The sequence below is a fragment of the Sinomonas cyclohexanicum genome (genome assembly GCF_020886775.1).
Taxonomy (GTDB): domain Bacteria; phylum Actinomycetota; class Actinomycetes; order Actinomycetales; family Micrococcaceae; genus Sinomonas; species Sinomonas cyclohexanicum.
In genome coordinates this window covers 4349370-4361714 of sequence record NZ_AP024525.1, presented here as the reverse complement: position 1 = coordinate 4361714, position 12345 = coordinate 4349370, and the positions used below count along the sequence as shown (strand labels likewise).

The 12345-nt window shown below is 69.0% G+C and carries 9 protein-coding genes, 1 pseudogene and 1 riboswitch; of the genes and pseudogenes, 6 read left to right on the top strand and 4 right to left on the bottom strand.

Features of this window, described 5'->3' with window-relative positions; translation table 11 throughout:
- Window positions 1-91: 91 nt before the first annotated feature.
- Both SCMU_RS20470 and SCMU_RS20465 read right to left on the bottom strand, forming a co-directional pair.
- The gene (locus SCMU_RS20470) at window positions 92-1351 is read right to left on the bottom strand and encodes a magnesium transporter MgtE N-terminal domain-containing protein (RefSeq protein WP_229230904.1); all 1260 of its coding nucleotides are present in this window, start codon (window positions 1349-1351) and stop codon (window positions 92-94) included.
- Window positions 1352-1446: 95 nt separating this feature from the next.
- Window positions 1447-3216 carry an NRAMP family divalent metal transporter gene (locus SCMU_RS20465; protein ID WP_229230903.1) on the bottom strand — a complete coding sequence of 590 codons (1770 nt, stop codon included), beginning with the start codon at window positions 3214-3216 and terminating at the stop codon, window positions 1447-1449.
- Between the two features lie 254 nt (window positions 3217-3470).
- A riboswitch (M-box (ykoK) riboswitch) is annotated at window positions 3471-3648 on the bottom strand.
- 317 nt (window positions 3649-3965) lie between these two features.
- On the opposite strand from SCMU_RS20465, the gene SCMU_RS20460 reads away from it, so the two are divergent.
- From SCMU_RS20460 to SCMU_RS20435, 6 genes and pseudogenes are all read left to right on the top strand, one after another.
- Window positions 3966-4721: a PIG-L family deacetylase gene (locus tag SCMU_RS20460; RefSeq protein WP_229230902.1), complete on the top strand. Its 756-nt coding sequence runs from the start codon at window positions 3966-3968 to the stop codon at window positions 4719-4721.
- Window positions 4722-4798: 77 nt separating this feature from the next.
- The gene (locus tag SCMU_RS20455; RefSeq protein ID WP_229230901.1) at window positions 4799-5386 is read left to right on the top strand and encodes a hypothetical protein; all 588 of its coding nucleotides are present in this window, start codon (window positions 4799-4801) and stop codon (window positions 5384-5386) included.
- Between the two features lie 97 nt (window positions 5387-5483).
- Window positions 5484-6215: a DUF1775 domain-containing protein gene (locus SCMU_RS20450; protein ID WP_229230900.1), complete on the top strand. Its 732-nt coding sequence runs from the start codon at window positions 5484-5486 to the stop codon at window positions 6213-6215.
- On the top strand, window positions 6212-6790 hold the full coding sequence (locus tag SCMU_RS20445) for a copper resistance CopC family protein (RefSeq protein WP_229230899.1): 579 nt from the start codon (window positions 6212-6214) through the stop codon (window positions 6788-6790). Before SCMU_RS20450 ends, SCMU_RS20445 begins: the two co-directional genes overlap by 4 nt.
- 94 nt (window positions 6791-6884) lie before the next feature.
- Window positions 6885-7616: a glutamine amidotransferase gene (locus SCMU_RS20440; RefSeq protein WP_229230898.1), complete on the top strand. Its 732-nt coding sequence runs from the start codon at window positions 6885-6887 to the stop codon at window positions 7614-7616.
- 22 nt (window positions 7617-7638) lie between these two features.
- Window positions 7639-8914: pseudogene (locus tag SCMU_RS20435) on the top strand (M18 family aminopeptidase).
- Here SCMU_RS20435 and SCMU_RS20430 read toward each other — a convergent pair.
- Both SCMU_RS20430 and SCMU_RS20425 read right to left on the bottom strand, forming a co-directional pair.
- Window positions 8911-9567, bottom strand: a complete 657-nt coding sequence (locus SCMU_RS20430) for a DUF1345 domain-containing protein (protein WP_229230897.1) — start codon at window positions 9565-9567, stop codon at window positions 8911-8913. The pseudogene SCMU_RS20435 and the gene SCMU_RS20430 sit on opposite strands and share 4 nt — an antisense overlap.
- Window positions 9557-12304: a DNA methyltransferase gene (locus SCMU_RS20425; RefSeq protein ID WP_229230896.1), complete on the bottom strand. Its 2748-nt coding sequence runs from the start codon at window positions 12302-12304 to the stop codon at window positions 9557-9559. Before SCMU_RS20425 ends, SCMU_RS20430 begins: the two co-directional genes overlap by 11 nt.
- Window positions 12305-12345: the final 41 nt, after the last annotated feature.

Below are 12345 nucleotides of genomic sequence, written 5' to 3'. Positions count from 1 at the left end.
ATAACAGATACCGTTAAGCCGGCTGGACAGAGCGTTGCAGCCCCCCGCGGGAACGACAAGATTTACAGACAGATTGTCAGCAAATTCCCAGCTATGACTCGGAGCCCGTCTCCCGATGGCCCGACTCGCGGCGCGACCAGTCTTCCGGGATGGCCGCCTCGAGGGCGTCATCGACCGTGATGACGCCGATCAGGCGCCGCCCGTCGTCGACCACCGGCAGCGCGAGGAGGTTGAAGTCCGCCATGCGCCGGGTGACGTCCACGACGTCGTCCGTGGGGGCCGCGACCACCACGTCCTGGTCCGCGATCTCGGACAGGGGCCGCGCGGGGTCGGCCTGGACCGCGGCGACGAGGCTGACGACGCCGTCGAGCGTCTCGTCCTCGCGCAGCGTGAAGACCGCCACGAGCGCCTGCGGCTGGACGTACGACGCCACGCGGACCGCCGCGAGGGCGTCGGCGGCGGTCGCCGTGGCTGGCAGGGCGACGAGGTCGGTGCCCATGAGGCCGCCGGCCGTGAGGTCGTGATAGCCGAGGAGGCGGTGGACGGCGGTCCGCTGCGGCTCCGGCATGGCGTTGAGCACGGTCAGCCGTCGTTCCTGTGGGAGGTCCATGAGGGCGTCGGCGGCGTCATCAGTCTGCATGCGCCCGAGCAGCTCTGCGACCTCGCCGTCCGTGCGTTCCCTGAACAGCTCCGACTGCCGGTCCTGGTCAAGCTCCTCGAAGACGTCGGCCTCGAGCTCGGGGTCCCGGTGGACCTGGTCGAGCAGCTCGGCCTGCTCGTGCCCGTTGGCGTCCTCGATGATGTCCGCGATCTGCGCAGGCTTGAGGCCGTGGATCCGACCGCTCGCCTGGCGGACTCGCGCGGAGCCCCGGTGGCCGATGAGGGGCTCGAACTCAAGCCAGTCCCGTGCAGGGTGGGCGGCATGCCGGGGGCCCAGGCCGAGCCAGCGCCGCCGGTGCACGTCGAGGCCCGTCGCGGCCCAGCCGTCGAGGACCTCGCTGAGCTGGACGTCGTAGGCCTTGACGAACGCGATCCGGGAGAGGTCGATGAGCCGGTGTCCGAGGACGTCCTCGGACAGGAGTACCTCGCCCTCGCGGCGCGCGAACTCCCGCACGTCGACCGTGCTGCGGGAGACCTCGACCCGCTCGGGCGTGAGCGACGCGAGGTCTGCGCTCGAGACGAAGGTCCGCGTCGCGCCCACGGCCATGACGAGCCCGGTCACGAGTGGGTAGTCGCTGTCGCGGAGGCGCACGATCACGTCCGCGAGGGCGCCCATCCTGTGGCCATCGGAGTCGGTGACGGGGTGGCGGAGCACGGCAGACAGTGAGAGGTTCTGGGGTGCGACGGTCATCGGTGGCCTTTCGGGAGCACGTCGGACGCTCGAGCTGACTGTACGTCAGGTCGGATCGGTCTGGAATCGGGGGACGCGGGGGGCGGGGGTAGGGGTCAGCCGCCGAGGGCGAGCTGCACGACCCTCACGACGACCAGGATCATCGCCACGAGGAGGTAGAGGCGCAGGACGCTCAGGCCGATTCGGCGGGTCGCCGAGAGCTGCGGCCGCTCGAGCAGCGCGAGCGGCGGCATGCGCCACGTGAGCCGCTGCGCGCGCGTGGCGGCGCGCCCGCCCTCGCTCTCGGCAGCCGAGCGCACGACAGCGGGTGCGGCCTCGCCGTCGTGCGTCGCCGCGGTACCGGCACCGGAGGGCGCGGCCCGGCGCACGAGGTGGGCCACGGCGAGCCCCACGCCGGTGAGGACCGTGAGGCCCGCGCCCACGCCGAGGATCGCCAGGATGGTGGCAGCGTCGATGTCCGGGAACAGCACGGCCGCGGTGAGCACGACCGAGAGGATCACGAGGACCGCGATGACCGCGGACGTGAAGAGGTTCATCGCTCGCCCGTTGACCCACGGTCCCATGACCTGCTTGTCGTTGCACAGCAGGAGGAGGAATACGGTGGCGGAGGGCAGGAGCACGCCCGCGAGGACCTGGACGCCCACGGTGAGGAGGCCGAGCGGGCTCCCCGGGATGATCACGATGACGGCCGCGACGAGGATCACCGCCGCGAAGGCCGCGTAGAAGCCCTTCGCGTCGCGGACCTTGCGGTGGAGCGAGTGCTTGAGCCCCAGGACGTCGCCGAACGCGTAGGACGTCGAGAGGCCCACCGCGGCGGCACCGATGATCGACGCGTCGATCAGAGCGAGCGCGAACAGGATGCCCGCGAGGTGTCCCACGTACTTCCCGAGGCCCTCCGCGACGCCGCCCGCGTCGGTGAACTGCCCGAACTCGGGCCGGCCCGCGAACGTGAACGCCGTGAAGGAGATGATCGCAGCGGCCCCGAGGATCACGATCGCGATCCCGATCCACAGGTCGACCCGCTCGTACTTCATGTAGCGGGGCGTGATGCGCTTGTCGATCACGTAGGACTGCTGGAAGAACAGCTGCCACGGAGCGATCGTCGTGCCGACGATCGCGATGATGAGCAGCGTCACGTCCGCGACGTCGGATCCGGCGGGGAAGCCGGGGACCACGAAGTCGTGCGCCATCTGGCCGTAGTCGGGGCTGCTCATGAAGAACACCGGCACGAGCAGGAGCGAGCCGGCCACGAGGGTCAGGCACACGCGCTCGAACGTCTTGAAGGACCCTGTGCTGGCCGCGCCGACCACCACGAGCGCCGCCACGATCACGCCCGGGATCTTGGGCACGCCGAGGTAGTCCAGGCCGATGCTGATGCCGATGAACTCCGTGACGATCGTCAGGGCGTTGAGGATGAACAGGTCGATCGCGCTGAAGGCGCCCCAGAACTTGCCGAAGCGCTCGAGGATGAGCCGCGCGTGCCCCACGCCGGTCACCACACCGAGGCGCAGCACCATCTCCTGGTTGACGTAGAGGAAGAGGACAGGCACGAGGAGCAGGAGCGTCCAGAGCAGGCCCGTGCCGTAGTTCTGTCCGGCCTGCGTGTACGTGCCGAACGCGCCGGCGTCGTTGTCGCCGACCATGACGATCAGGCCCGGGCCGATGATGGCCAGGAGGGTCTTGATGCGCGTCTTCCAGCTGGACCGCGTCGTGGAGCCCGCCTCGTTGAGGCGGACCGTGCCGAACGCGCCCTGGATGTCACCGATGTGGGCGGAATCAAGCACGGCGGACGACGGCGCGTGGCCGGCTTCCGCGGCGGGCACAGCAAGGTGCTTGTCGACAGGGGGCAGGGGGGTCTTGATCACGGGAACCTGCTTCCTCCCGGCGGTGGCCGGGGCTCGTGAAGCGGGCACGCCAAGGGCCCAGACCTGTCAGGGAATGAACACGGCAGGAGTGGGCGCGCGGGGCGTGCGACGTCAGGGAAGGATGAGCCGGAGGGCCGGGTGCCCTGGGCTCAGGAGGTATGCGGGGAGGGACTACTATCGCCGCTGGACACGGTCAGCCACCTCCTCGAAACGGTTCTCACGCGCCTTCCGGAGGCCCCGGCCAGATCTGCCGGGGGGCCCTTCCTCGTAAGACCTTTGGCACTCCGCGTCGTGACCTTGGGGCGTGTTCCTCAAGGAGCCAATCGGGGTTGCCCCTTAGTCCGGGGCAGCCTGTCCTGACCGGGGGCGTCTCTCGACGTTTGGGGTCGCTGGCTTGTTTCCGCGAAGGAGCCTCAGCTAACGAACGGCACCTTGCGAGGACATGATACACACCGGACCTCGGAAGCCCATTCAGGGCGTGGTGGCTTCTGATCCCGAGCCGACGGGGTTAGCATCCGCACCATCGGCGCCGTGCGCACGCCCACGCGCGAGCCGCGTGCGGCCAGCGGGCGATGGAGAGGGGGGTCGTCATGTCTTGTCCTCGTACGGAATCGCAGGGGTGGGCATCCGCTGCCGGTGGGCCAGGGGTGACGCGGCGCACGTTCGTCAGACTGGTCGGGGCCGCGGCCGTGGGCGGTGCGGTCCTCCACGCAGCGGCCCCGGCGGCTCGGGCGGCGGATGGGCCCGTCATGGTGGTGGTAGCCCACACGGATGATGACCTGCTGTTCCTCAGTCCGGACATCCTGCACGTGGTCCAGGCGAACCAGCCGCTTCTGCTGGTGTACACGACCGCCGGGGAAGCCGGGGAGGGCAGTGACTACTGGCAGTCCCTGGAAGAAGGGATCCGGTCGACGTATGCGCAGATCGCCGGGACGGACAACTCCTGGTCCGACCTCCCGAACGGTGTGCCGGGCCGCTCCTTCTCCCGCCAGGGGCTCGACGGCACGGGCATCGAGGTCGCGTTCCTTCACATTCCAGACGGTCGCACGGACGGCACCGGCACCGCCACGTACGGCTACGACAGCATCATCAAGCTCTGGGACGGTCGGATCGACACGGTGGGCCTGGTCGACGGCAGTGACTACTACGGCCGGGACGACCTCATCTCTCTCCTGACCGCGCTCATGGTCGACTTCGCGCCCACGCAGATCCTGACCCAGACCTGGCCCGGGGCCTACACGGACACCGGGGACCACAGCGACCACTGGGCCACCGCCAACTTCGCCCGCGAGGCCAGCCACGCCTACGCCGCCGGACAGTCCCTGACCGGCTACTACGCCTACATCATCGGCGACTGGGACGAGAACGTGTCCGGGGACGATCTGGACGCGAAGACTGCCGCATTCACCAACTTCGCCGGCTACGACCACAACATCGGCGTGCCCTACGCCCAGGACACCTACGGACTCTGGCTCAAACGGCAGTACATCTCCGCGACCGAGTAGGCGCAGGACCTTCACGTCCCGGGGCCGTCGCGAGTTTCGTACAGTGGGAGGGGTTCCCCGACGGAAGGCGGTCCGGCATGCGTGCTCTGTTCAGGCTGTCGCGCGCCGCGGTTGTCTCCGGAGCCACCGTGTTCCTCGCCGCTGGCGCCCACGCGATGGCCGGCGGCTCGCTTCCCGACCCGCTCATCGTCGCGGGGCTGCTCGCGATCGCCGCCCTGCCCGCCGTGTGGCTGTGCGGCAGGAAGGTCTCGCCCGCCGCGATGATCGCGGTCCTCGGCGCCGGGCAGCTCGTGCTGCACGAGGCGTTCGGCGTGCTCTCGCAATCCTCGGCCACGGCGCCCGCGCTCGCGCCGACCGCGGGGCACGTCCACGTCCTCGGGCCGATAGCCGGCCACGCCGTCGGAGCCGCCGGGCATTCCGAGGGCGCCGGCATGCTCCTTGCGCACGCACTCGCGACCCTCGCCACGGCCCTCCTCCTCGCGAGGGGCGAAGCCGCCCTCTGGGCCCTCGAGGACTGGCTACGCCCACTCGTGCGTGTGCTCGCCCTCCCCGCCATCGTCCCGGCGCCCACCGCGCCGGCCTTCACCGAGGAGACCCTCCCGGGCTCCCAGAGCGTGTGGCGACTGCCTGCGCTGCGGGGGCCGCCGGCGTCGTGCGCCGCCTGAGCCGGCCACCGATCCCCGCACGCCGCGGGACTCCCCTGTTTTCTCCCCTGCCGGGCGCGAGTGCGCGCCCGGCGGGCCACAGACATGAAGGCACACCATGATGACCTCCCTCCGCCGTACCCTCACGACCGCCGGGGCTGCCGCCGCGACGGCAGCGCTCCTGGCGGTTGGCGCGTCCGCCGCCAACGCCCACGTCACCGTGAGCCCCGATGACACCGGGGCCAACGGGTCCACCCACCTGACGTTCAACATCCCCAACGAGTCGGCCACGGCCGCGACGAACAAGCTGGAGGTGAAGCTCCCCACCGACACGCCGCTCACGTCGGTCTCCGTCAAGCCGGTCGAGGGCTGGACCGCGCACGTCATCACCACCGACCTCCCCAAGCCCGTGACGGTGGCCGGTGCGACCGTCACCAAGGCGCCCACCGAGGTCGTCTGGACGGCCAATGATGCCGCGCACGAGATCGGCCGGGACCAGTACCAGTCCTTCTCGATCTCCGTCGGCATCCTTCCCGCGGCCGGGACCACGGTGGTCCTCCCCACGGTCCAGACGTACACGGACGGCACAGTGGTGAACTGGGACCAGAAGGCGCAGGACGGCCAAGCCGAGCCGGAGCACCCCGCGCCGTCCTTCACCACCACGGCTGCCGACGACGCCGCACCCAGCCCCAGCGCGGGCGCGGCTGTGCAGGACACAGCGCAGAACACAGCCCAGACCAGCGACGCCGCCGGCGTCTGGGGCCTCGTCCTCGGTGCGCTCGGCGCCGTCCTCGGGGCCATCGCGCTCGGCGTGGTCCTCGCGGGTCGCCGCAAGGCGGCCGCCAAGTGAGGGCGCTCGTGAGGGGCCTCGGCCGCCTGCTCGCCGTCGTCCTGCTCGGCGCCGCGATGCTCGCCCCGGCCGCGGCGGCCCAGGCCCACGACGCCCTCGAGTCGACCAACCCCGCCAACGGTGCGGCTCTCGAGGCGGTACCCGCGTCCGTCGTGCTGACGTTCGACCACACGCCGATCGGCGTCGGCACCGAGATCCAGGTCAAGGACGCCACCGGCATCAACCAGTCCGACGGCCCTGCGAACATCGTGGACAACAACGTCACCCAGCCCATCAAGCCGGGGGCGCCGGCCGGCGCGTACACCGTGGTCTGGCGGGTCGTCTCCTCGGATTCGCATCCCATCGAGGGCACGTTCACGTTCACGGCGAGAGCCGCGGGCGGAGGCTCGGCCGCCGCGACCACGCAGCAGCCCGCCGCCACGGCGACCGCCCCCGCCACGGCGACCGCCGCGCCGTCGTCCGCGTCCTCCCCGGCGGTGCCGCTCTGGATTGCGATCGGCGCCGGGGCCGTGGTGCTGATCGCGGCGCTCGCGTTCTTCGTGCGCCGGTCCATCCGGCGCGCCGCCGAGGACTGACCAGGGCCGCCCCGCTTCCCGGGAGGCGCCCCGGCCCGGTCCGGCGTTCCGGCGTGCTGTGCCGCTTTCGATCGCGATCGCGCACAATGTGAGCATGCGCCCGTTCCTGCTGCTCGCCGCCCGGGACCACGACGAGGTCGCCGATGATGAGTACCGCGCGTTCTGCACGTACAGCGGCCTCGCGCCGGAGGAGCTGTACCGCGTGCGCGCCGAGGCCGGCCCGCTGCCCGGCATCCGGCTCGAGGACTATTCCGGGGTGATCCTCGGCGGCAGCCCCTACACCGCCTCGGACCCGGCCGAGCACAAGAGCGAGACGCAGGTGCGCGTCGAGGCGGAGATTGGTGCGCTCCTGGAACGGATCGTCGAGGCGGACTTTCCGTTCTTCGGTGCGTGCTACGGGGTCGGCATGCTCGGAATGCGCATGGGCGCGGTCGTGGACCGGCACTTCGGCGAGGCCGTGGGGCCCGTGAAGGTGCGGTTGAGCGCCGTCGGGCTCCACGACCCGCTGTGCGCCGGGCTTGACCCGTCGTTCCACGCGTTCGTGGGCCACAAGGAGGCCGTGCGCCGGCTCCCGCCGGATGCCGCGCTCCTGGCCGGCTCGGACACGTGCCCCGTGCAGATGTTCCGCTTCCGCCGCAACCTCTACGCGACCCAGTTCCATCCGGAGCTGGACCTCTCGGGCCTCGAGCGTCGCATCGACGCGTACCGGCACTCGGGGTACTTCCCGCCGCACGAGGCCGAGGTGGTCAAGGAGCGCGCCCGGGGCACGCGCGTGAGCGAGCCGCAGAAGATCCTGGCCAACTTCGTGCAGCGCTATGCCCGGTAGCCACGCTGGCTAGACTCGCAGCATGCCTACCGCCGCGCACCTGCATGCCCTTGACCTCGGCCGCTTCGTGATGGCCTCGCCGTCGAGCTTCCACGCCGTCGCCGAGGGTTCCCGGCGGCTCGCGGAGGCCGGCTTCACGGTCCTGGACGAGACTCAGGAGTGGCCCACCGGCCCCGGCGGCTACGCGGTAGTCCGCGACGGCGCGCTCATCGCGTGGGCCGTGCCGGACGGCGCGGGCCCCACCACGCCGTTCCGCATCCTCGGTGCGCACACCGATTCGCCGTCGTTCAAGCTCAAGCCCAAGCCCACCACCGGCAAGTTCGGCTGGCTGCAGGCGGGCGTGGAGGTGTACGGCGGTCCGCTGCTGAATTCGTGGCTGGACCGGGAACTGCGGCTCGCCGGGCGCCTCGTGACGCACGACGGCGCGCAGCACCTTGCGTCGACGGGGCCCCCTCCTGCGGTTCCCGCAGCTGGCGATCCACCTCGACCGGGCCGTCAACGAGGGGCTCACGCTCGGCAAGCAGCAGCACATGAACCCCGTGTGGGGGCTCGGCGACCCCGCCGCAGCGGACCTGATCGGGCTTCTCGCGGAGGCGGCCGGCGTCGATCCGGCGGAGGTGGGCGGCTTCGACGTGGTCGTGGCGGACACGCAGGAGCCCGCCGTGTTCGGCGCTCACGGGGAGTTCTTCGCGTCCGGAAGGCTGGACAACCTCTCCTCGGTGCACGCCGGCCTCACGGCGCTCATCCAGGCCTACGTGGCGGGCGAGGGGGAGTCCATCGCCGTCCTCGCCGCGTTCGACCACGAGGAGGTGGGGTCGGCGTCCCGCTCCGGTGCGTCGGGCCCGTTCCTCGAGGATGTCCTGGCCCGCATCGGGGACGGCCTCGGCGCGACGGCGACCGAGCGCCGTCGCGCGTTCGCCGCGTCGTGGCACGTGTCCGCGGACGCCGGCCACGCCGTCCACCCCAACTACGCCGAGCGGCACGACCCCGCCAACCACCCGCTGCTCAACGGCGGGCCGCTGCTGAAGATCAACGCGAACCAGCGGTACGCGACGGACGCCCCCGGCGCGGCGATGTGGGCGCGCCTGTGCGGCGAGGCGGAGGTTCCGTACCAGGAGTTCGTGTCCAACAACGACGTGCCGTGCGGGTCCACGATCGGCCCGCTCACCGCCACGCGGCTCGGGATCCGCACGGTGGACGTGGGGATCCCCCTGCTGTCGATGCACTCCGCGCGGGAGCTTGCCGGGGTGCAGGACCCGTGGCGGCTGGCCAAGGCCGCGGAGCGGCTCTTCGGCTAGCTCGCGAGGCCGATCACGAGGTTGATGGTCGAGGCGAGGATCAGCGTCGCGAACACGAAGGCGAGCAGGCTGTGCTTGAGGGCCTCGTTCCGGATGGAGTGGTTCTTGATGGCCGTGTCGGAGACCTGGTAGGTCATGCCGAGGCTGAAGGCCATGTACGCGATGTCGGTGTACTGGGGCGGCTCGTCCTGGTTGAAGTCGATCCCGCCCTCGGGGGTCGCGTAGTACAGCTCGGTGTAGCGGAGCGTGAAGAGCGTGTGGAGCATGAGCCACGACGCGGCGACCACTGTGATCGCGAGCAGGGCCAGCGCCGTCTTCTCGCCCTTGGGTGCATTGCTGCCGTTGGCGATCACGATCACCACCGCGACGATCGCGGCCGCGTTCGCGCACAGGATGAGGAAGTCGCGTGTGCTCCGGCGCGGGTCCTCCATGCGTGCGTGGGCCCGGGTGCCCTCGGCGTCCTTCGGGGCGATGATGGCCCACACCCAGACGTCGTACACGAGGGCGGCGGCGCCCCAGCCTGCGGCCGGTGCGGGCCACCACGACCAGAGGAAGCCCGTGGAGATCAGGACGATGACGCCGACGGCGATCATGATCCAGAAGCGGCGATTGGCGGTGCGCGCGCGGCGGGATAGCTCGGTGTCAGGACTCATGTGCCGATCCTTCCAGCAGTTGCTGGGAGTCGTGGGAGAAGGGCGCGTAGGTGCGTGTCCCCTCGGAGATCTCCCTGTTGAGCTGCGTGAGCCGACGCGCGATCTCGTCTGAATCCTGCGCTGCTGACCGTGGCCAGCCGTAGCACTCGGCGACTGCTTCATCCAGCTGGCGGTGCAGCTTCTTGAGGTCCGCGTAGGCGCCGTCGTCCACGAGGTTGTAGAGCTTCGTGAGGCCGAAGCCTTCGCGGAGGCAGATCTCCTGGCGGCGGCCGACGACGGCGCGGCTAAGTGCCGCCACCCTCTCGCGTTGCGCTGGTGTCACCGGGTCGGGCCAAGGGAACGTTGCGAAGACAGATGTTGGTGTGTAGCGGAGATCGCCTTTGAGCGTCGAGGACTGGTGCCAGGCCCATATCTCGTGAGTTCGTGAGAGGAGGACTCCCATTGAGTATTCGTCGTCGAAAGCGAACACATTTGTAAGATTGCTTGGACACACCCGAGCATCCTGAAATGCGACGATGAGCCGCTTGCCCTGGGCAGCACCCGAGATGAATTGGTCCAGGCCGCTCAGGGCGCGCCGCATTCCCGGGCGGTTCTCGCCGAAGAGCCACCACACGTCCCGGTACAACTTTCGATTGTTCGATTCGCGGGCGGGCCGGACCCTGCTCCGCACGATGTCAAGTGGGGCCGCATAGTGCCGAGCTTCTTCGAGGGTCCGCAGCCCGAAGTCGATGATCCAGCGTGACGGGCTCTGGTCGGGTCGTTCGGCGATGTCTTCTCCGTTGAGATACGGCCGCACGACATCCTCGTTCTTTGGATCCTGTTCGAGCATCCGGCGTGCTTCACCATCGGAGACGATGAATCCGGCTCCGACGGGTATGGGGCCCTGGAAGCATCGCGCCTTGTTCGCCGCGAGGATGGCGGGTGTCCACTCGTGAGGATCGAGCGAAGTGAGCGACGAACTGATCGCTGGAACCTCGCTCCCGTCAAGGGAGCATTCGGTGATCGCATCGGCGGGCTTCTTGATCCAGTTCACGATGCTCACGTGGACCTTCGCATCGCCCGGCCATTTCTGGCTGCTGACGGCATCGGTGATGACCCCGCCAGTGCTCACGATGTAGTCGAGCGACGCTGACCTTGCCCGATTCTGGGAAACAGAATTCGTGGCAACCAACCCCGCCCGCTGTCCGGGTTTGAGATGGTCTTGCGCAATCCTGAACCAGTACGTGACGAGGTCTTTGATCCCGACCTTGAAGCGCTTCGCGAGCCAGTCGGCGTAGTCGTCCCCAAGACGGCTTCGGATGAACTGTGACCCGAGGAACGGCGGATTTCCAATGATCGCGTCAACCTCTGGCCACTGGATCTGAAGCGAGTCCGCATGCTTGATCGAGGACATGTCGACAAGTGGCAGTGGGTCTTCCGCGAGCCCAAAGCGGTCGATCATCTGGCGCTGCCCCATCCACAAGGTGAGCCTCGAGATCAGGACGGCAACGGGCTCGATCTCGAGGCCGTAGAGATTGCGCAAGGGGTAGTAGGGAAGGTCGCCCGCGGGGACTGGAAGTCCCTTCTGATGCGAGACCTCCTTGATCTTTGCCTTGAGCTCGGACTCGAGGGCCCGCATCTCCCTGTAGGCGACGTAGAGGAAGTTCCCACACCCGCAGGCGGGATCGAGGATCGTGAAGGCGCATAGTTCGTGGAGGAGGAAGACGCCGGCCTGAGGCGATCCGACAGCGTCGATCTTCTTGCGCCACGGTCGAATGATGGTCGGCGTCACCACCTTCATGATGTCCGCCTCGTGCGTGTAGTGCGCGCCGAGTGCCGAGCGGCGTTCCGGACCCAGGACACCCTCGAGGAGGGATCCGAAGATGGTCGGGTCGACCTGACGCCAGTCGAACTCGGCCGCCGATGCGAGGAGTTTGAGCTCGACCTGGTTGAGGGCGATGCCTGAGGCCGAGCTGAACAGATCTCCGTTGACGTAGCGCGTTCCCGAGTAGTGACCGGTCCGGTTGTGGTTTCCCTTCTGGTTCAGCACGGTGAAGAAGAACTGGAACTCGGCCGCAGGATTCAGGTTGGGGTTGGCGCGTAACCGGGCCACCAGGTTCTGCATCGGGTAGTCCTCCAGCATTAGCAGGTCCTCGGCGTACAGGCACCATACCGACTGCAGGACGAAGCGCTGGACTTCATTGACCGGGGCCGCTGCCCGGTCGAGAAGCGAGTGGTACAGGTCCGCGACGAGCTTGGCTGCTTCTCGGCTGAGGTGCCGATGGTGCTCGATGAATATGGGTTCCACGGCTGAATCAGCCATGAACAGCAGGGCGTCGTAGCGATCCGGTAGCTCCTTGAGAGTGAAGGAGTACCTCGGTTTGGCCGGGAAGCGGCCCGGTTCCCACAGCTCGAAGCTGCCGAAGTTGCAGATGAGGACCCAACGGGCGGCGGGCACGTCAGCGTCGTCGTCCGCGGATTCCCTCCAATACCGCTCAACCTGATCGCGTGCAGAGGCGACCGGGACGCCGGGGGCCTTCATCTCGACGATGAGATTGCCGGGCCAATGGAGGTCCATGAAGCCGGCCGAGGTCTTGAAGTCCTCGAACCTCGCGCCAGCGCCGAGCCGATCGGTGCCGTAGGCGGCGAACAGCTCGTTGAGGAAGGTCTGGGCCTCTGCCTTCTCGCTACCGTCGTAGTCGCCCCACTTGGCCGCGAACTTGACCAGTGCCGCCCGGATCTCTTCGCCGCTGCGCACAGAACCCCCTGCAATCTGAAACCTGGTGCTGACGGGTTTCA

Excerpts from the sequence above, each read along its gene's own strand:
- SCMU_RS20470 (WP_229230904.1), bottom strand. The coding sequence starts at position 1,351 with ATGACCGTCGCACCCCAGAACCTCTCACTGTCTGCCGTGCTCCGCCAC.
- SCMU_RS20460 (WP_229230902.1), top strand. The coding sequence starts at position 3,966 with ATGGTGGTGGTAGCCCACACGGATGATGACCTGCTGTTCCTCAGTCCG.
- SCMU_RS20455 (WP_229230901.1), top strand. The coding sequence starts at position 4,799 with ATGCGTGCTCTGTTCAGGCTGTCGCGCGCCGCGGTTGTCTCCGGAGCC.
- SCMU_RS20450 (WP_229230900.1), top strand. The coding sequence starts at position 5,484 with ATGATGACCTCCCTCCGCCGTACCCTCACGACCGCCGGGGCTGCCGCC.
- SCMU_RS20440 (WP_229230898.1), top strand. The coding sequence starts at position 6,885 with ATGCGCCCGTTCCTGCTGCTCGCCGCCCGGGACCACGACGAGGTCGCC.
- SCMU_RS20430 (WP_229230897.1), bottom strand. The coding sequence starts at position 9,567 with ATGAGTCCTGACACCGAGCTATCCCGCCGCGCGCGCACCGCCAATCGC.